This window comes from Amycolatopsis sp. NPDC024027 (genome assembly GCF_040638975.1).
Lineage (GTDB): Bacteria > Actinomycetota > Actinomycetes > Mycobacteriales > Pseudonocardiaceae > Amycolatopsis.
This window is the reverse complement of the sequence record NZ_JBEZYY010000020.1, coordinates 1-18,100: the sequence shown is the minus strand read 5'-3', so window position 1 is coordinate 18,100 and position 18,100 is coordinate 1. Positions and strand designations below refer to the sequence as shown.

The 18,100-nt window shown below is 72.5% G+C and carries 23 protein-coding genes; 12 read left to right on the top strand and 11 right to left on the bottom strand.

Features of this window, described 5'->3' with window-relative positions; genetic code table 11:
- Window positions 1-369 precede the first annotated feature (369 nt).
- Window positions 370-582, bottom strand: coding sequence for a hypothetical protein (locus AB0F52_RS37405; protein ID WP_103342581.1), 213 nt, complete (start codon window positions 580-582; stop codon window positions 370-372).
- A gap of 286 nt (window positions 583-868) precedes the next feature.
- On the opposite strand from AB0F52_RS37405, the gene AB0F52_RS37400 reads away from it, so the two are divergent.
- A complete protein-coding gene (locus tag AB0F52_RS37400) occupies window positions 869-1,372 on the top strand; it encodes a hypothetical protein (protein ID WP_360181206.1) in 504 nt (167 codons plus the stop codon).
- 34 nt (window positions 1,373-1,406) lie between these two features.
- A complete protein-coding gene (locus tag AB0F52_RS37395; protein ID WP_360181203.1) occupies window positions 1,407-1,808 on the top strand; it encodes a hypothetical protein in 402 nt (133 codons plus the stop codon).
- A gap of 86 nt (window positions 1,809-1,894) precedes the next feature.
- Here the strand turns inward: AB0F52_RS37395 and AB0F52_RS37390 are convergent, their stop codons facing one another.
- Together AB0F52_RS37390 and AB0F52_RS37385 are read right to left on the bottom strand one after the other, a co-directional pair.
- Window positions 1,895-3,598, bottom strand: coding sequence for an AMP-binding protein (locus AB0F52_RS37390; protein ID WP_360181200.1), 1,704 nt, complete (start codon window positions 3,596-3,598; stop codon window positions 1,895-1,897).
- 13 nt (window positions 3,599-3,611) lie between these two features.
- Window positions 3,612-4,454, bottom strand: coding sequence for a crotonase/enoyl-CoA hydratase family protein (locus AB0F52_RS37385; RefSeq protein ID WP_360181197.1), 843 nt, complete (start codon window positions 4,452-4,454; stop codon window positions 3,612-3,614).
- Window positions 4,455-4,590: 136 nt separating this feature from the next.
- On the opposite strand from AB0F52_RS37385, the gene AB0F52_RS37380 reads away from it, so the two are divergent.
- Window positions 4,591-5,466 carry an alpha/beta fold hydrolase gene (locus AB0F52_RS37380; RefSeq protein WP_360181194.1) on the top strand — a complete coding sequence of 292 codons (876 nt, stop codon included), beginning with the start codon at window positions 4,591-4,593 and terminating at the stop codon, window positions 5,464-5,466.
- A gap of 214 nt (window positions 5,467-5,680) precedes the next feature.
- Here the strand turns inward: AB0F52_RS37380 and cobA are convergent, their stop codons facing one another.
- The 7 genes from cobA to rpmB all read right to left on the bottom strand — a co-directional run bounded on the left by cobA (window position 5,681) and on the right by rpmB (window position 10,925).
- On the bottom strand, window positions 5,681-6,901 hold the full coding sequence (cobA, locus tag AB0F52_RS37375) for a uroporphyrinogen-III C-methyltransferase (protein ID WP_360181191.1): 1,221 nt from the start codon (window positions 6,899-6,901) through the stop codon (window positions 5,681-5,683).
- Window positions 6,902-6,948: 47 nt separating this feature from the next.
- Window positions 6,949-8,817 carry a hypothetical protein gene (locus AB0F52_RS37370; protein ID WP_360181188.1) on the bottom strand — a complete coding sequence of 623 codons (1,869 nt, stop codon included), beginning with the start codon at window positions 8,815-8,817 and terminating at the stop codon, window positions 6,949-6,951.
- Complete coding sequence (locus AB0F52_RS37365; RefSeq protein WP_360181185.1) at window positions 8,814-9,875, bottom strand: MoxR family ATPase; 1,062 nt, start codon at window positions 9,873-9,875, stop codon at window positions 8,814-8,816. Before AB0F52_RS37365 ends, AB0F52_RS37370 begins: the two co-directional genes overlap by 4 nt.
- Before the next feature lie 90 nt (window positions 9,876-9,965).
- Complete coding sequence (gene rpsR, locus AB0F52_RS37360) at window positions 9,966-10,220, bottom strand: 30S ribosomal protein S18 (protein ID WP_360181183.1); 255 nt, start codon at window positions 10,218-10,220, stop codon at window positions 9,966-9,968.
- The gene (gene rpsN, locus AB0F52_RS37355) at window positions 10,217-10,522 is read right to left on the bottom strand and encodes a 30S ribosomal protein S14 (protein ID WP_360181180.1); all 306 of its coding nucleotides are present in this window, start codon (window positions 10,520-10,522) and stop codon (window positions 10,217-10,219) included. The genes rpsR and rpsN overlap by 4 nt, the downstream gene beginning before the upstream one ends.
- Entirely contained in the window at window positions 10,522-10,689 is a 168-nt protein-coding gene (rpmG, locus tag AB0F52_RS37350; protein WP_360181177.1) for a 50S ribosomal protein L33, read from the bottom strand. Before rpmG ends, rpsN begins: the two co-directional genes overlap by 1 nt.
- Complete coding sequence (gene rpmB / locus AB0F52_RS37345) at window positions 10,689-10,925, bottom strand: 50S ribosomal protein L28 (RefSeq protein ID WP_360181174.1); 237 nt, start codon at window positions 10,923-10,925, stop codon at window positions 10,689-10,691. The genes rpmG and rpmB overlap by 1 nt, the downstream gene beginning before the upstream one ends.
- Window positions 10,926-11,004: 79 nt before the next feature.
- Between rpmB and AB0F52_RS37340 the strand changes: the two genes are divergently transcribed.
- The 5 genes from AB0F52_RS37340 to AB0F52_RS37320 are packed head-to-tail and all read left to right on the top strand — an operon-like array spanning window position 11,005 to window position 14,418.
- Complete coding sequence (locus AB0F52_RS37340) at window positions 11,005-12,255, top strand: GTP-binding protein (RefSeq protein ID WP_360181171.1); 1,251 nt, start codon at window positions 11,005-11,007, stop codon at window positions 12,253-12,255.
- Window positions 12,252-12,506, top strand: coding sequence for a type B 50S ribosomal protein L31 (locus tag AB0F52_RS37335; RefSeq protein ID WP_360181168.1), 255 nt, complete (start codon window positions 12,252-12,254; stop codon window positions 12,504-12,506). The genes AB0F52_RS37340 and AB0F52_RS37335 overlap by 4 nt, the downstream gene beginning before the upstream one ends.
- Entirely contained in the window at window positions 12,506-12,658 is a 153-nt protein-coding gene (gene rpmF, locus AB0F52_RS37330) for a 50S ribosomal protein L32 (RefSeq protein ID WP_360181165.1), read from the top strand. The genes AB0F52_RS37335 and rpmF overlap by 1 nt, the downstream gene beginning before the upstream one ends.
- Window positions 12,655-13,707, top strand: a complete 1,053-nt coding sequence (locus AB0F52_RS37325; RefSeq protein WP_360181162.1) for a GTP-binding protein — start codon at window positions 12,655-12,657, stop codon at window positions 13,705-13,707. The genes rpmF and AB0F52_RS37325 overlap by 4 nt, the downstream gene beginning before the upstream one ends.
- Before the next feature lie 21 nt (window positions 13,708-13,728).
- Window positions 13,729-14,418 (top strand): hypothetical protein, encoded by a 690-nt coding sequence (locus tag AB0F52_RS37320; RefSeq protein WP_360181159.1) that lies wholly within the window; start codon window positions 13,729-13,731, stop codon window positions 14,416-14,418.
- A 5-nt stretch (window positions 14,419-14,423) separates the two neighbouring features.
- Here the strand turns inward: AB0F52_RS37320 and AB0F52_RS37315 are convergent, their stop codons facing one another.
- On the bottom strand, window positions 14,424-14,720 hold the full coding sequence (locus tag AB0F52_RS37315) for a hypothetical protein (protein WP_360181156.1): 297 nt from the start codon (window positions 14,718-14,720) through the stop codon (window positions 14,424-14,426).
- Window positions 14,721-14,862: 142 nt separating this feature from the next.
- Here AB0F52_RS37315 and AB0F52_RS37310 point away from each other — a divergent pair, with 142 nt between their 5' ends.
- Genes AB0F52_RS37310 through AB0F52_RS37295 form a run of 4 tightly spaced genes read left to right on the top strand, consistent with a single transcriptional unit; the run spans window position 14,863 to window position 17,988 of the window.
- The gene (locus AB0F52_RS37310; RefSeq protein ID WP_360181153.1) at window positions 14,863-15,297 is read left to right on the top strand and encodes a MarR family transcriptional regulator; all 435 of its coding nucleotides are present in this window, start codon (window positions 14,863-14,865) and stop codon (window positions 15,295-15,297) included.
- Complete coding sequence (locus AB0F52_RS37305; RefSeq protein WP_360181150.1) at window positions 15,294-16,964, top strand: MFS transporter; 1,671 nt, start codon at window positions 15,294-15,296, stop codon at window positions 16,962-16,964. Before AB0F52_RS37310 ends, AB0F52_RS37305 begins: the two co-directional genes overlap by 4 nt.
- Window positions 16,961-17,701 (top strand): dienelactone hydrolase family protein, encoded by a 741-nt coding sequence (locus tag AB0F52_RS37300; RefSeq protein ID WP_360181147.1) that lies wholly within the window; start codon window positions 16,961-16,963, stop codon window positions 17,699-17,701. The genes AB0F52_RS37305 and AB0F52_RS37300 overlap by 4 nt, the downstream gene beginning before the upstream one ends.
- A gap of 14 nt (window positions 17,702-17,715) precedes the next feature.
- Complete coding sequence (locus tag AB0F52_RS37295) at window positions 17,716-17,988, top strand: DUF6295 family protein (protein WP_360181144.1); 273 nt, start codon at window positions 17,716-17,718, stop codon at window positions 17,986-17,988.
- The last annotated feature ends 112 nt before the right edge of the window (window positions 17,989-18,100 follow it).

The window sequence follows — 18,100 nt, the reverse complement described above, 5'->3', positions numbered from 1 at the left end:
AACGGCGGGGTGCGAACCACCCGCAGCGCGGGCCGCGGATGCCGAGCGGCGGCGGGGTGCGAACCACCCGAGGCCCGACCCGCGGATACCGAGCCAACGGCGAGGCGCGAACCACTCGACGCCCGACCCGCAGATGCCGAGCCAACGGCGGGGTGCGAACCACTCGAGGCCCGGCCCGTGGGGCGCGGGCGCCCACCGGGCTCGCGGAAATACGAGCGGCGACCGGCCGGGGCCACCCGATCGCCGCGACGGCGGCCTGACCGGCTCCGGACCCGAGGCGTTCCGGCGCGGGTCCGGGGCTGGTCGACCGCGGAGCCGGGCCACCCCCCGTGGCCCGGCTCGGGTCAGCTCGCGCGGCCCGGCTCGGGGTCAGCTCGCGCGGCGGCGGTGGCTCCACCCGCGTCGCTGCAGCTCGGCGCTGGTCAGCGACTCCGGGCGGCCTCGATAGTCGGTGCCCATCCAGCGGGCGCGGCCGGCTCGGCCTTCGAGGACGTACGGGCGGCCACCGCACCAGACCACGGTGCTCGGGACGGTCGGCGGACTGGACGGGTCTTCGGTGCTGGTCACAGCGTCGGCGTTCATCGCTCTCACGGGTTCGGGACGGGGATTCGGGACGGGGAAGCCCTTCGGCCTCCACCAAGATCTTCGGCGCGCGGGGCCGGATTGTTAACCGGGGCGGCGCGAATTAGACCGATCGATTCTTGATGACAGCGGGAGGTTTCGGAGCGTGAACGGAATGTTAATCGTCCATTGTGGACATCTTTCCGGCAGCCACCGGACCGGCCGCCGGCCCGCTGTTGTAATCTCCGGCACACCCGTGGGCGCGTGGCTCGACGGGGACCGAGCTGACCGGGGAGGAAGGATCGCGGTGCCCCACCCGACCACCACGAGGACGTGGCTCGTGGCCTGCCTCGCCCTGCCCGTGCTCGCCGCCTGTTCCGGCGATCCGGCCGCGCAGGCTCCCCCGGCCCCGCCGTCCTCGACCGCTCCGCCGTCCGTGCCGACCTCGGCCGGGACCCCGCCGCCACCCCCGTCCCCCGGCGGCAGCGAGTCCGCGCCCGCCCCGGTGACCAAGCCGTCCGGGCCGCCGCCGTCGGTGCCCGGGTCGTGCGGCACCGTCACCGCCGCCAGCGGGCTCACCCTCTACGTCTTCGACAGCGGGTCCGCCGGGGTCAGCTGCGTCTCGGCGACGAAGCTGGTCGGCGACTTCCACCGCAAGATCGCCGGGCGCCAGGGCGCCGGCTCGAACGACGCGGTGAACGAGACCGTCGACGGCTGGCTGTGCACCTCCGGGCCGCCCGCCGCCCAGGGCGGCACCACCTGCACCAAGGGCGAGCAGACGGTCTTCGCCGCCGTCGTGCCGTCCGAGTGAGTCCGTTCCGTTCTCTCGCGCTCCTGAAGGGCCCATGAAGACACTCGCCTACCCCTTGCTGTTCGTCGCCGCGGCCGCCGCACTGGCCGGCTGCGGCGGCGACCCGGCGCCCGCCGCGCCGTCGTCCGCCGCGCCCGCTCCGGTGCCCGCCGCGGCCGCGGCGGCCGCGTCGACGGCCCCCGGCGTGCCGTGCGGCGACGTCACCGGTACGGGCGGCGCGAAGACGGCGGTCGTCGCGCACGGCAGCATCGACTGCGCCGCGGCGACGAAGCTGCTGAAGGACTACTTCGCGAAGCTGACCCCGGCCGAGGCGAACGACGCCGACGGCCCGGGCCCGATCGTCCTCGACGACTGGACGTGCGGCAGCGGCCCGAACGACCCGGTGACGGCGTGCTCGACCGAGGACGGCCGCCAGGTCGAGGGCACCCGCAGCTGAGCGGCGCTCGCCCAACGCAGTGAATGACTCATTCCTGGCGTCTGACGTCAGGAATGAGTCATTCACTGCGTTCGAAAACGCGGGGGTCAGGACTTGAGGTCGGGGAAGTCCTCCTCGCGGTACTCGGTCCCCTGGCCGCGCTTCGGGTCGCTCTCGCGGCCCCGCAGCTCGACGCGCCGGATCTTGCCCGAGATCGTCTTCGGCAGCTCCGCGAACTCCAGCCTCCGGATCCGCTTGTACGGCGCCAAGTGCTCGCGGCAGTACGCCAGGATCGACCGCGCGGTCGCGGCGTCCGCGGAGAACCCCGCGGCCAGCACGACGTAGGCCTTGGGCACCGCGAGCCGGATCGGGTCGGGGGCCGGGACGACCGCCGCCTCGGCGACCGCCTCGTGCTCGATGAGGACGCTCTCCAGCTCGAACGGGGAGATGCGGTAGTCCGACGCCTTGAACACGTCGTCGGTGCGCCCGACGTAGGTGAGGTAGCCGCGTTCGTCGATCGAAGCGACGTCACCGGTGTGGTAGAACCCGCCTCCGAAGGCGGCCGACGTGCGCTCGTCGTCGTCCGCGTAGCCGGTCATCAGGCCCACCGGCCGGTGCGCGAGGTCGAGGCAGATTTCGCCCTCCGCCGCGCGCTCGCCGCTGACCGGGTCCACCAGCGCCACCACGAAGCCGGGCAGCGGACGGCCCATCGAGCCGGGCACGACGTCCTGGCCGGGCGTGTTCGCGATCTGGACGCTGCTTTCGGTCTGGCCGAAGCCGTCGCGGATGGTGACGCCCCACGACTTCCGGACCTGCTCGATCACCTCGGGGTTGAGCGGCTCCCCCGCCCCGACGACCTTGCGCGGTGGCGTTTCGAGCGCCGACAGGTCGGCCTGGATGAGCATCCGCCACACCGTCGGCGGCGCGCAGAAGCTCGTCACGCCGCAGCGGTCCAGCTGCGCCAGCAAGGCGCCCGCGTCGAACCGGCTGTAGTTGTAGAGGAACACCGTCGCCTCGGCGTTGAACGGCGCGAAGAAGTTGCTCCACGCGTGCTTCGCCCAGCCCGGCGAGGAGATGTTCAAGTGGACGTCGCCGGGTTCCAGCCCGATCCAGTACATCGTGGACAGGTGACCCACGGGGTACGAGACGTGCGTGTGCTGCACCAGCTTCGGCTTCGCGGTCGTGCCGGAGGTGAAGTACAGCAGCAGCGGGTCGCCGGCCCGTGTCGGGCCGTCGGGGGCGTATTCGGGCGATTCGGCGAACGCGGCCGAGTACGAGTGCCAGCCCTCGACCGGCTCCCCCACCGCGATCCGGGTGTAGCCGCCGTCCACGCCGTCGAACTTCGGCGCGTCCACCGAGCGGACGACGACGTGCCTGGCGGCGCCGCGCTCCACGCGGTCGGTCAGGTCGGCCGGCCCGAGCAGCGTCGACGCCGGGATGATCACGGCGCCGAGCTTGATCGCGGCGAGGATCGTCTCCCACAGCTCGCCCTGGTTGCCCAGCATGAGGATCAGCCGGTCGCCGCGGCGGACGCCGAGGTTCCGCAGCCAGTTGGCCACCTGGTTGGACCGGCCGGACAGCTCCGGGTAGGTCCAGCGGTTCTCGGTGCCGTCCTCCTCGACGATCCACAGCGCGGACCGCCCGGCGTTGTCCGGGTCGTGCGCGACGACGTCGAACCAGTCGATCGCCCAGTTGAACTCGTCGAACTCCGGCCAGGCGAAGTCGCGGTACGCCGTGTCGTAGTCCTCGCGGTGGGTCAACAGGTAGTCCCGCGCGACGCGGAACGCGTGGTGGACCTCCGAAGCGCTCACGCTGCCTCCTCCGTCATTCGCCCTTGAACTCCGGCGCGCGGCGTTCCATGAACGCCTGGACCGCCTCGCCGAGGTCCTTGCTGGGCAGGAACGCCGAGTTCCACGCCGCGACGTACCGGAGGCCGTCGGCGACCTGGCGCTCGGTGTTCGCGGCCAGCACCTGCTTCGTACCCTGCACCACCAGCGGCGGGTTCGCCGCGATCTCGCCGGCGAGTTCGCGGGCGGCCTTCACCACCGCGTCCTGGTTCTCGTAGACGTCGTTGACCAGGCCGATCTTCTCGGCGCGGGCGGCGTCGACGTCCTTGCCGGTGAGCGCGAGCTCCCGCAGGTGCCCCTCACCGATGATCGAGGCGAGCCGCTGCAGGCTGCCCAGGTCGGCGACGATGGCGACACGCACCTCGCGGACGCTGAACTTGGCGTCGGCGCTGGCCAGCCGGACGTCGGCGGCCGCGACGACGTCGACCCCGCCGCCGATGCACCAGCCGGACACGGCCGCGACGACCGGTTTGCGGCATTCCGCGATCGAGCTGACCGCCGCCTGCAGCGACCGGACCTGGTCGTGGAACGCCGTCCGCGGGCCGGCCAGGTTGTCCCCGCCCAGCATCGGCGCCCAGTCGCCCATCATCGCCGGCAGGTCGAGGCCGTAGGAGAAGTTCGCCCCGCTGCCGGTCAGCACCACGGCCCTGACCTGCGGGTCGGCGTCCAGCGCGCGGAAGACCAGCGGCAGCTCGCGCCAGAAGTCCGGGCCCATCGCGTTGCCCTTCGACGGGCCGAGAAGCGTCACTTCGGCCACGTGGCCGTCGACGTCGACCTTCAGGGAGACGAGGTCGGGCAGACTGTCAGCAGTAGCGGTCATGGGGTCATCTTGACCCATGCCCGCGACGCCCCGCCATTGGCACCTTGCCAATTGACCCGGCCGGTCACCGTGCCAACCGGGTCGGGGGATGCTTTCCTGAAAGAGACTCGCACACGACCGGGGAGGACGGTGGGACATGAGCCCGGCCAGCGCGACCGCGATCGACCCCGAACCCCCTGCCGCACCCCTCCGGCGGGCCTCCCGCCCGATCGAGCTGACCGGCTCGTTCGACCACGAGGGACACCGGCTCTGGTACACCGAGTTCGGCAGCGGCGACAAGGTCGTCGTCCTCACCCACGGCATCATGCTGACCCGCCGGATGCACGCACCCCTGGCCCGCCGGCTGGCCCGCGCGGGCTTCCGGGTGATCACCCTCGACCTGCTCGGCCACGGCGACTCCGACCGGCCGACCGAGTCGTGGCTGTACTCGATGCCTTCGTTCGCCGAGCAGACGCTCGCCCTGCTGGACCACCTCGAGGTGTCGTCCGCGGTGATCGGCGGGACGTCGCTGGGCGCGAACGTCTCGCTGGAAGTGGCGGTGCGGGCACCCGCGCGGGCGCGGGGGCTGATCGTCGAGATGCCGGTGCTGGACAACGCGATCGTCGCCGGGCTGTTCACGTTCGCCCCGCTGCTGATGGCGGCCCGGTTCCTGCCGTTCACGGTGCAGGCGGTGGCACTGGCGGCGTCGGTGGTCCCGCACGGCAACCAGTGGGTCGACGTCGTCACCGACACGCTGTCCCAGCGCCCGGCCCCGATGGCGGCCCTGCTGCACGGGGTGCTCTTCGGCCGGATCGCACCGCCGAAGGCGATCCGCCGCAAGATCACGACGCGCGCGCTGGTGATCGGCCACCAGGGCGACCCGATCCACCCGTTCGGCGACGCGGACACCCTGGCGGTCGACATGCCGGACGCGGAGTTCGTCCAGGCCCGCAGCCCGGTCGAGCTCCGCCTCGACCCGACCCGGCTCTCGGACGCGATCCGGGATTTCGCCGCGAGCTGCTACGAGGACTGAAAGGCTTCGCCCATGCCGCCGGCCGAAGTCGCCGACCCCATCCTCACCGCCGCCGGCCGTGTCCGAACCGGCATCACGCGTGATCGAGCGGGCATCACGCGTGATCAAGGGGGCATCATGCGTGATGGGAGGGGCATCATCGCGATGCCCCTCCGATCACGGGTGATGCCCCGCTGATCACGCGCGATGCCCGCCGGAGCACGCGAGATTCCCCTCAGGACACCGGGGCGAGGCCGGCCACCGGGCCGATCACGATCACCGCGGGCGGGCGGACTCCGGACGCCGCCGCGTCCGTCACCACCGTGTCCAAAGTGGACCGGAGGGTGCGCTGGGTGCGCATCGTGCCGTCCTCGATGATCGCCACCGGGGTGTGCGCCGGGCGGCCGCCGTCCAGGAGGGCCTTCGCGAACTGCGGGAGCCTTTCCACGCCCATCATCAGCACGATCGTGCCCGTCATCCGGGCCAGCAGCGCCCAGTCGACCAGGGACCGGTCGTCGCCCGGGGCGACGTGGCCGGAGACCACCACCACCTCGTGGGCCACGCCGCGGTGGGTCACCGGAACGTCCGCGACCGCCGGGACCGCGAACGCGCTCGTGATGCCCGGGACCATCGTCACCGGGACGCCCGCCTCGGCGCAGGCCAGCACCTCCTCGAAGCCGCGGCCGAACAGGTACGGGTCGCCGCCCTTGAGGCGGACGACGAACTTGCCCTCCTTGGCGCGCTCGATCAGCGTGCTGTTGATGACGTCCTGGCTGGCCGCGCGGCCGTACGGGATCTTCGCCGCGTCGACGACCTCCACCTCCGGCGCGAGTTCGTCGAGCAGCTCGCGGGGGGCCAGCCGGTCCACCACGACGACGTCCGCGCGCGACAGCAGGCGCCGGCCACGGACCGTGATCAGCTCCGGGTCGCCCGGGCCGCCACCGACCAGCGCCACCCCGGGCAGCGTGCCCTCGGGGTGCGGCCGGCGGCCGTCTTCGATCGTGCCGTTGTGCAGGCCGTCGAGCATCGAGTCGCGCACCGCCGCCGAACGCAGCGGCTCGCCGCCGGAGAGCACGCCGAACAGCAGGCCGCCGTGCCGCCCGGACGCCGGGGTCACCGCGGAACCCGACTCGCCTTCGTCGGCGCGGACGCAGAACACCCGCTCCCGCTCGGCCTCCTCGCAGACGGCGGCGTTCACCGAAGGGTCGTTCGTGCAGGCCAGGGCGTACCAGGCGTCGCGGAGGTCACCGGGAGCGTACGGGCGTTCGTGCCAGACGAGCTCGCCCGCGTCCACCATCCCCTGCACGGACGGCGTCGTGTGCGGCGACACCAGTTCGACGCGGGCTCCCGCGCCGATGAGGCGGGGCAGCCGGCGTTGCGCGACCGTGCCGCCGCCGATCATCACGACGCGGCGGCCGGAGAGCTGGAGGCCGGAGAGGTAGTGCGGGTCGTCCATGGCCGGGAGTTTATTGGGGGTTCACCCGGACGCCAGCCCAGCGTGGGTCACGCCACCCGGAACACCGGCCCGCGGGCCACGAACGGCAGCCGTGCGCCCCGCGGCACCAGGTACGCGTGCTCGCGGCGCGGCCGGACGTGGTCGCACTGCGCGTCGGTGATGATCAGGATCGGGCCGTCGGCCGGGAAGTCGGCCGCCCGCTGGAGCAGGTCGACGCCGGGCTGCAGGATCGTGCCGCCGCGGCCGCGGACCTTGACGCGGCCCGCGATGTCCTCCACCGCGAGGTACCCGGCGTCGTAGGCGACGGCGTCGCAGAACACCACGCGCGCCGCCGGGACGTCCCGGGCCAGCGCGTACGACGCGATCGCGCCCAGGGCCTTGCCCAGCAGCTCGGCGTTCATCGACCCCGAGGTGTCCAGCACCACGCCGAAGGTGACGCGCCGGTCGAGGCGGTCCGGGCGGACGCGGCCCGGGCGCGGGATGTCCGGCGTCGCCGACTGGCGGCGGGACGCCCGCGCGTAGCTGCGCACCGGCAGCTCCACCCGGACGTGCTCGTCGAACCAGCGTGCGAGCTGCGCGTCCCACGGCAGCGGCGGGTGGTCGAGGGCCCGGATCTCCTGTTCCAGCCCGGCCGGCAGCAGTCCGCGGCCCTGGGCGTGGTGGTACTCGAGCCCCTGGGTGAGCGCCCGGCGGTAGAACTCGTCGAGGTCGACGCCGCCGGCCCGGTCGCCGTCGCGCCACGGCAGGGGCTTGGCGGCCCGCCGCGACGACCGGCGCTGCACCGCGTCGGGTTCGGACAGCCAGTCGCCCAGCACGTCCCCGGCCTCGCGCGAGCCCAGGGTCACCAGCTTGCGCGCCCGCCGGAGGTCGGTGATCAGCGTGTCGTAGACCGACTCGGCGGACATCCCGGTGAGCTGCTGGTCGTGCAGGCAGCCGTGGGGCAGCTCGCCGACGCCCATCGAGACCAGCCAGCCGTTGATCACGTAGTCGCAGGCGACGTTCCACAGGTAGGGGTCGCGGCCCAGGGCGCGGCGGTCGTGCCGCAGCGCGGCGTGCAGCATCTCGTGGGCCAGCACGAACCGCCACTCCTCCGCGCTCAGGTCGGCGGCCGGGTTGAGGTAGATCTCGCCGTGCTCGGCGTCGACCGCCGCGAAGGCGATGTTCCAGGCGCGGACCACGTCGGCGTCGACGACCAGGGTGAACCCGGCGGCCGCCGCGCCGAGCAGCGGGAACGACGAGACGAACCACGCCAGCGCGCGGTCCCACTCCCCCATCGCCCGCCGGTGCCGGGTGTGGCCGCGGGCGTCGGCGGCGCGTTCCATCGCCTCGGTGGCCGAGGCGATCAGCCCGCGGGCGAAGCGTTCCGTCCACGGCTGTGGCTTCCCGTGGTAGTGCAGCTGCCAGCGGCTCATCGGGGGCGCGAGCCGGAGGCACGGCCGCGCACCGCCGGTGCCGAGGGCCCGGAACGGCTCCGGCACACCGGTTTCGCGCCAGCTCCGGCTCAAGGCGAGCTCGTCGGTGCCCGGCAGGTCCGGCAGCTCCACCAGGGACGTGCCGACGTGGACCGCCTCCGCGAACCGGTGGACGGCCACGCAGCTCGCGGCCCAGTAGGGGGCATCGAACTCCACGTCGGCCAGCTGCGCTTCGTCGAGGTGTCCGAGGCCGAGGTGCAGCAGCAGGTGCGCGAACACCCACGCCCATTCGCCCGGCTCGGCGTCGCGCGCGCGGTTCGGGGTGATCAGCCCGCGGTCGTCGACGACGGCCCAGCCGTCCACGCCGGTCAGGCTCTCCGTGCTCAGGCTCGCGCCGCGGGCGAGGTGGTCGAGGACGGTGTGCGAGCGCGCCCGGCCCCAGCCGTCGGCGATCGCCTTCTGCCGCCGCTGCCGGCGCTTCGCTTCGACGCGGGCGTTGCTCATGTGCGCGCCGCGACCAGCCGCGGGAGGTCGCGGGCCGCCTCGACCAGGAACCACGCCGGCAGGCGGGGGTTGCCCGTCTCGTCGTCGGCGATGACCAGCTGCGCCATCTCCAGGGAGAGTTCGGCCAGCTCCACGAGCAGGCTCTTCGCGCGGAAGGCGAACTGGCGCACGGCCGCCGACGCGTGCCGCTTGTCCGCGGGCAGGTCCTTGACCAGCCGCGCGCGGAAGGTCTCGGCGAGGAAGTAGAGCAGGTCGCGGTCGCCCGGCTCGGCGGGCCAGCGCGCGTCGCCCTTGAGGATCGCCTCCAGGTCGAAGGCGTGCCGGGCCACCTTGAGGTACGCGCGGAAGGCGCCGGCGTGCGCCGGGGTGAGGGTCGCGTACGCCAGCAGCGCGATCGTCTCGTCGTCGGCCGGGTCGCCGGCCGAGCGCAGCAGGTCCGAGAGCATGTGCCAGGACCGCGGCGTCGAAAACGGCTCCTCGGTCTTCGGCGGCGGGCTCCAGAGGTGGTCCGGCCGCTGGGTGAGGTATTCGATCACCCACGGGTGGATGCCGTTCCCGGCGGCCCAGGCGAGCCAGTCGCCCGGCGCGGCGCGCAGGTGGACGTGCACCAGGCGGTTGACCAGGGCCGAGGCCATCGGCCGGGCCAGGGCCTGGTCGGTGGCGCGGTTGCCGGCACCGATCACGACCGAGCCCGGCGGCAGCTCGTACGAGCCGATGCGGCGGTCGAGGATGAGCGAGTAGAACGCCTTCTGGACGTCCGGCGCCGCGGCGTTCAGCTCGTCGAGGAACAGGCAGTACGGCTCGTCACGGGCGATCTGCTCCGGCGGGCAGAACCGGCTGCGGCCGTCGACGATCTGCGGGACGCCGATCAGGTCTTCGGGCGCGAGCTGGGTGCCCAGCAGCGAAACGCAGTCGAGCCCCAGCGACGCCGCGAACTCGCGCACCAGCGAGGACTTCCCGATCCCGGGCGCGCCCCAGAGGAACACCGGCCGCACGACGGCGGTGGTGAGCAGGAGCTCGGGCAGCCGGGCGGGCGTGACCGTGAGCTGGGCGTGCAAGCGTGGACCTCCTGGCGTTCAGGACATCTTCTTGCGACGCCCCCTTTCGGACGCCCATGGTCGCGCACCGCCCGGGAGTGCGCACCCGAATTAGCTCGCCCGGCCCGCGGACGGGTACGGCAGCAGCGCCATCTCGCGCGCGTTCTTGATCGCCGTGGCGACCTGTTTCTGTTGCTGCGGCGTCAATCCGGTGACCCGGCGGGCGCGGATCTTGCCGCGGTCGGAGACGAACTTCCGCAGCAGGTCGACGTCCTTCCAGTCGACGCGCGCGATCTTGTTGGCGCGCAACAGGTTCACCTTGCGCTTGGCCGGGCGGTCGCGGTGCGGCTTCGGCATCCGGCTCACCAGCTCGACTTCGCGATGCCGGGCAGCTCGCCGCGGTGCGCGGCCTGCCGCATCTTCACCCGCGACAGGCCGAACTTCCGCAGGTAGCCGCGCGGACGGCCGTCCGCGACGTCCCGGTTGCGGATCCGCGTCGGGCTCGCGTCGCGCGGCAGCTTCTGCAGCGCGACGACCGCGTTCGCCTTCTCCCCCGCCGACGAGCCGGGCGAGGCGACGACGGCCTTGAGCGCGCGGCGGCGTTCGCCGAACCGGGCGGCGACCACCTTCCGCCGCTCGTTCTTCGCGATCTTCGACTTCTTGGCCATCAGCGCTCTTCCTTGAACTCGACGTGCTTGCGCGCCACGGGGTCGTACTTGCGCAGGACCATCCGGTCCGGGTCGTTCCGGCGGTTCTTCTTCGTCACGTACGTGTAGCCGGTGCCCGCGGTGGACCGCAGCTTGATGATCGGCCGGATGTCGGTGCTCCTCGCCATTACAGCTTCACCCCCTTCGCTTTCAGCTCGGCGACGACGGCTTCGATGCCGCGCTTGTCGATCGTCTTCATGCCCTTGGCGGACACGCGCAGCCGCACCCAGCGGCCTTCACCGGGCACGAAGTACCGGCGGTTCTGCAGGTTCGGCTCCCACCGCCGGGACGTGCGGCGGTGGGAGTGCGAGACCTGCTTGCCGTAGCCCGGCTTGCGGCCGGTGACCTGGCACACGGCGGACAAGAGACCCTCCCGAGTTGATAGTGATTTTCATTGTCATCTACTCTACGCACCGTACCCCGCCCGTATTCCTGGAGCCGCAGTGACCCCTCACCCCCGCGTCCCGCTCGTCCTCGTCAGCGGGCTCGCCGCCGGCCCGAACGCCGCGCTGGCCGAGCTGCTGCGTGCGGCGGACCCCGGTACCGCCGTCGTCCACCACGACCTGCGCGAGATCCACTCCGGCGTCGTCCGCCGCCGCTTGGAGCTCGGCGAGCGCGACGAGCTGACCGTGCTCGAACTGGCCCACGGCTGCGTGTCGTGCACCCTGCGGGAGGACCTCCTCCCGCTGCTGCGGCGGCTGGCCCGGCGCCCGGAGGTGACCCGGATCGTCGTCCGGCTCGACGAGGCCATGGAGCCGGAGCCGGTGAGCTGGGCGATCCGGAACGTCCTGGTCGGCGACCACCCGGTGCGCGACGACGTCGACCTGCGGGCCGTCCTCACCGTCGTCGACCGCGCGACCTGGCTCGCCGACGCGACCGGCGACGACGAGCTGGCCGACCGGAACCTGCAGGGCAGCCCCGAGGACGAGCGGACGGTCGCCCAGGTCGCGCTGTCGCAGGTCGAGTTCGCCGACGTCCTCGTGCTGGCCGGCGCGGCCACCGACGCGTGGACCGCCGCGAAGGCGTCCGCCGTGCTCGACCGGGTGGCGCCGTCCGTCCCGCGGGTCGAGCTGGCCCGCATCGACGGCCGCAGCGTGCTCGACGCGGTCCCGGCGGACGCCCGGCGCGGCGAAGTCACCGACATGCACGGCGCGTTGCTGCGCGGCGAACCACCCCTGCACACCGACTGCGGCATCGGTCTCCTCACCTTCACCGCGCGGCGGCCGTTCCACCCGGAGCGGCTGCACGACGCCCTCGACGTGCTGCTCGACGGCGTCGTCCGCACCCGCGGGCGCGCGTGGGTGGCCAGTCAGCCCGACGTCGCGTTCTGGATCGAGTCGGCGGGCGGCGGGCTGGGCCTCGGGCACGCCGGGCCGTGGCTCGCGTCGCCCGATGGTCCGGAGTGGACGGACGTCTCCCCCGAGCGCCGCACGCTGGCGTCCCTGCGCTGGGACCCGGTGCACGGCGACCGGGCCCAGGAGCTCGTCGTCGTCACCGACCAGGCGACGCCCGACGAGGTCGACGCCGCCCTGCGCGGGGCACTGCTCACCGACGAAGAACTGGCGGCCGGTCCCGAAGCGTGGGCGCACTACCCCGATCCGTTCGGCGACTGGCACGAAGAACCGTGCGAGGACACCGAAACCGACCCGGCGCGGCACGACGCGACCGCGGCGAACCGAAAGGAAGACCGATGAAATCCGGCATCCACCCCGACTACCACCCCGTGGTGTTCAAGGACTCGTCGACCGGCGACGCCTTCCTGACCCGCTCCACCATCACCTCCGAGAAGACGATCGAGTGGGCCGACGGCCGCACCTACCCGCTCGTCGTGGTCGACATCAGCTCGTGGTCGCACCCGTTCTGGACCGGCACCCAGCGGATCATGGACAGCGCCGGCCAGGTCGAGAAGTTCCACCGCCGCTACGGGAAGCGGGGCACCCGCTGATGGCCGTCCCCAAGCGCAAGATGTCCCGCAGCAACACGCGGTCCCGGCGGGCGCGGTGGAAGGCCGCGGTGCCCGACCTGGTGCCGATCAAGGTGGACGGCAAGGTTCAGCTGGTCCCGCGCCGGCTGATCAAGCACTTCCACGCGCAGTGAGCGTCCCGGTCACCGTCTTGTCCGGCTTCCTCGGCGCGGGGAAGACGACGCTGCTCAACCACATCCTCGTCAGCCGGGCGGGACTGCGGGTCGCGGTGATCGTCAACGACATGAGCGAAGTGAACATCGATGCCGCACTGGTCCGGTCGCAGGAGCGCCTGGTCGAGCTGACCAACGGGTGCATCTGCTGCACCCTGCGGGAGGACCTCCTGGAGGAGGTCGCGGCGCTGTGCACCGGCGACCGCTTCGACCACGTGCTCATCGAGTCGAGCGGGATCTCCGAGCCGATGCCGGTGGCCGCGACGTTCACCTTCCTCGACGCGGTCGCCCACCTCGACACGATGGTGACGGTGGTGGACGCGGCGAACTTCGCCCGGGAGCTGGCGGCCGGCGACTCCCTGGTGGAGCGCCGGCTGGACCAGTACGAAGCCGACGAGCGGACCGTCAGCGACCTGCTGGTGGACCAGGTCGAGTTCGCCGACGTCCTGCTGCTGAACAAGGCGGACCTGGCCACCGACGTCGACCGGCTGGTGGCGACGCTGCGACGGCTCAACCCGGCCGCCGACGTCGTTACGGGCAGCTTCGGAAAGGTGCCCCTCGAGCGGGTCTTCGGGACCGGGAAGTACGACGCCGTCCGGGCTCAGGAGGCGCCGGGCTGGGTGGCCGAGCTGAACGGCGACCACGTCCCGGAGACCGAGGAATACGGCATCTCCAGCGTGGTGTTCCGCGCTTCCCGGCCATTCGACCCGGCCCGGCTGGGGGATTTCGTCACCCGGCGGCTGGATTCCGGCGAATTCGGGACGGTGCTGCGTTCCAAGGGGTTCTTCGCGCTGGCGTCGCGGCCCGGGGTGACCGGGCTGTGGTCGCAGGCCGGCACGGTGGCCCGGTTCGAACCCCAGGGCGTGGCGGCCGAACCGCGGCAGGAGCTGGTGTTCATCGGTGCCGACCTGGCGGGCGAAGCACTCCTGGCCGCACTGCGGGACTGCCTCGGCGACGTCGCCACCGGACCGGACCCGTTCCCGGAGTGGGAGCCGGTCAAAACGCATTGACCGCGGCGGAAGAATGGCAGCATGGACGGGCGGGGGTATCTGGAGAAACTGATTTCCGATCAATTGGGCGCGGGTCGCGGGCAGCCGCCTCACGGGCGGCAGCTGAGCTTCGACCGGCGCGAGCTCCGCGGGGTGGCGATCGGCCTGGTGGCCGCGGGGGCGCTCGCGCAGGAGGACGCCGACCGGATCCTCGCCGACCTGGACGAGACCCTGCAACGGTCCGGCTGGCTCAAAGTCGTGAAGGTGGAGGCCTCCGCTTCGACCTCGATCAGCGGTCAGGCGGTGGCCAGGGCCGTCGGCGCCGAGCGGCCCGAGTGGCGGCAGGCGATCGAGAACCCGCCGGCGCCCGTGTTGCGGCACGTGGTTTCGCTGGCGGGCCGCACCCTCGAGGCCGGCGAACTGACGGCGGACCTGGTGAGCCTGGAGGTGTGGTCCACCCTCCTCGTCCTCAACCTGGCGCACGGGAACTTCGCGCACGGTGATTTCGACCCGCGCAGGTTGCGGGAACGCTTCGGGGCGGACATCCGCTGGCGTGGGTGGGACGACGCGGGAACCCAGTACCGCGGTGGGCGCGCGGGCGGTTCGGGGTCGCACGGGATGTTCCTGGAGCGGCACATCTTCGAACCCGGGCCGCCGGCGGAGGCCCGGGTGCTCACCGTGGCCGTCGAGACCCCCGGCGGGCGGGCCACCGTGGAAATCCCGCTCGGCTGAGAGCGTCAGTGGTCGTCGTAGTGGTCCTCGTGGGTCGCGTGACGATGCCCGTCGTGCAGGTAGTCGACGTGGTCGCCGTGGGGCACCGCCACGTGGCCGCACCCTTCGCCGTGGGCGTGGTCGTGGCCGGCGTGCGGCACGTGCCCGGCGATTTCGCACTCGTCGAAGTGACCGTCGTGGGCCCGGTGCAGGTGCCCCTCGTGCACGTAGTCGATGTGGTCGCCGTGCGGGACCGCCGCGTGGCCGCAGCCTTCCCGGTGGACGTGGTCGTGGCCGGCGTGCTCGACGTGCAGGATGGTCATCGGCTTCCCCTCCCGGGTTTTGTCCACTTCGGACGCTAACCCGCGCGCCCGCGAACGGCCGGGCGAAAGCTCCCGGCTCACCCGATAGCGCCGCCCGTGTCCGAGTTGATCAACCCAGGTTTATCAGTCTAGGTTGACGATTGTGACGGACGAGGAGCTCCTCCAGGCGAGCGCCGACCTGCGCGTCGCGCTCGGCCGGCTGGTCCGGCGGCTGCGCCAGGGCTACGTCGCCGGCGAACCGACCCTGCCCGAACGCTCGGTCCTGTCCCGGCTCGACCGCGAGGGCCCGGCCACCCCGGGCTGCCTCGCCGGCCTCGAACGCGTCAAGCCGCAGGCCATGGGCGTCACCCTCGCCGGGCTGGTCGAACGCGGGCTGGTCGAGCGGCGCAAGGACGACTCCGACGGGCGCAAGGTGCTGATGTCGGTCACCGAAACCGGCGTCAAGCTGCTCACCGACCGGCGCTCGCAGACGACCCGGCAGATGGCGGCCGCGCTGGCCGGGAAGTTCACCGCGGCCGAGCAGCGCGCCCTGATCGCGGCGATCCCGCTGATCGAGCGGCTGGCGGACGAGCTGTGAGCTACAAGTGGGTCGCGCTGTCGAACACCACGCTCGGCGTGCTGATGTCCGCACTCGACGGCTCGATCGTGATCATCTCGCTGCCGGCGATCTTCCGCGGCATCGGGCTCGACCCGCTCGCCCCGGGCAACATCGGCTACCTGCTCTGGATGATCCTCGGCTACCTGCTGGTGCAGGCCGTGCTGGTGGTGACGCTCGGGCGGCTCGGCGACATGTTCGGCCGCGTCAAGATGTACAACCTCGGGTTCGTCGTGTTCAGCGCCGCGTCGGTCGCCCTGTCGTTCGACCCGTTCCACGCCGGCGCCGGCGCGCTGTGGCTGATCGGCTGGCGGATCGTGCAGGCCGTCGGCGGGTCGATGCTGACGGCGAACTCGGCGGCCATCCTCACCGACGCCTTCCCGGCGCGGCAGCGCGGGATGGCGCTGGGCGTCAACCAGATCACCGCGCTGGCCGGGCAGTTCCTCGGCCTGGTCGTCGGCGGGCTGCTGGCCGAGATCGACTGGCGCGCGGTGTTCTGGGTGAGCGTGCCGTTCGGCCTGCTCGGCACGATCTGGTCGATCCGCAGCCTCCGCGAGGTCGGCACGCCGCAGCGCGCGAAGATCGACTGGGGTGGCAACGTCACCTTCGCGGCCGGGACGGCGCTGGTCCTGGCCGCGATCACCTACGGCATCCAGCCCTACGGCGGTGCGGCCACCGGCTGGGGCAATCCCCGGGTCCTCGGCGGGATCGGCGCCGGGGTGCTGCTGCTCCTGCTGTTCGGTGTGATCGAGACGCGCATCGCCGCGCCGATGTTCCAGCTGAGCCTGTTCAGGATCCGCGCGTTCGCCGCCGGCAACGTCGCCGCGTTGCTGACTTCGGTCGCGCGTGGTGGCATGCAGTTCATGCTCATCATCTGGCTGCAGGGGATCTGGCTGCCCCTGCACGGCTACGACTACGAGCGGACGCCCCTGTGGGCGGGCATCCACCTGCTGCCGCTGACCGTCGGGTTCCTCATCGCCGGGCCGGTGTCGGGGTACCTGTCCGACCGGTTCGGCGCCCGGCCGCTGGCCACCGGCGGGCTGCTCCTGGTCGCCGCGGCGTTCCTCGGCCTCCTGGCCCTGCCGGTGGACTTCTCCTACCCGGCGTTCGCCGCCCTGCTCGTGCTGAGCGGCGTCGGCCAGGGCATGTTCGCCGCGCCCAACACCTCGGCGATCATGAGCAGCGTCCCCACCGAGCAGCGAGGCGTCGCCTCCGGCATGCGGGCGACGTTCCAGAACTCGGGGACGTCGCTGTCGATCGGCGTGTTCTTCTCGCTGATGATCGCCGGGCTGGCCACGTCGCTGCCGCAGACGCTGACGGGCGGCCTGCAGGCCCACGGCGTCCCGGCACCGATCGCCGACGGCGTCGCGCAGCTCCCGCCGGTCAGCACGCTGTTCGCCGCGTTCCTCGGCAGCAACCCGGTCGGGCACCTGCTCGGTCCGGACGTCCTTTCCGGACTGGCGCCGGCCGACCGGGCGACGCTGACCGGCGGCGAGTTCTTCCCGCGGCTGGTCTCCGGCCCGTTCCACCACGGCCTGGTGGTCGTGTTCACCGCGGCCGCGGCGATGGCCGTCGTCGCCGCGATCGCGTCCGCTTCGCGCGGCGCACGGTACGTCCACCCTCTCGAGGAAGCGAAGGAGAACCGATGACCGACGAGATCATCGCCGGAACCGTCACCATCACCGGCCACGGCGGGGACGAACTCGAGGCCTACCTGGCCAAACCGACCGACGAGACCCCGCGCGGCGGCGTCGTGGTGATCCACCACCTGCCCGGCTACGACGCGGCGACGAAGGAGATGGTCCGCCGCTTCGCCGTCGAGGGCTACAACGCGCTCTGCCCGAACCTGTACACGCGGGAAGCGCCGGGCGCGGACCCCGACGACGCGGCCGCGACGGTCCGCGCGGCGGGCGGCATCCCGGACGACCGTCTGGTCGGCGACGTCTCGGGCGCCGCGGACTACCTGCGCGCGCTGGAGAACGCGAACGGCCGGGTCGGCGTCATCGGGCACTGTTCCGGCGGCCGCCACGCGTTCCTCGCGGCGTGTTCCCTGGAGCTCGACGCGGCGGTGGACTGCTACGGCGCGTTCGTCGTCAACGACCCGCCGGAGGCCATGAGGCGGATGAAGCCGCTGCTCGGCCTGGCGCCCCAGCTGTCCTGCCCGCTGCTGGGCATCTTCGGCGCCGACGACCAGTTCCCGGGCCCGGACGAGGTGGCCGTGCTGGCGGCGGAGCTGGAAAAGCACGGCAAGGAGCACGAGTTCCACACCTACGCCGACGCCGGCCACGCGTTCTTCGCCGTCGACCGCCCCAGCTACCGCCCCGAAGCCGCGAAGGACGGCTGGGAACGCATCCTCGGCTTCTACGCCCGCACGCTCACCGCCTGAGAGAGGACTCGCTGATGTGCACTTACCTGACCGAGAAGTTCGCGCTCGAAGGCAGCGGCAAAGGGGCTCGCGGCTGGTTCCGGCTGAACGAGGGCACCGTGTACGTCGACCACCCGGTGCACGCGCCCTACGCGCACACGGTGAACATCGACTTCCGGAACCCGGGCCTGGGTGCTTCCGCCCGGGTCGCCTTGGAACTGACGGAAGAGGACGCGCTGGCTCTGGCGGATGCCATTCACGCGGCCGTCAAGTCCGCACCGGCGGGGCTGGCTTCCCGCACCCAGTAAGCGGTCGTGGGGGGGTATTGGGGGTGGGGGGCGCCGGAACCCACACACCCGGGGGGTGGGGGGGGGCCGGGCCACCCCACCCAAACCCGCCCCCCCCCCCCCCCGGGGGCGG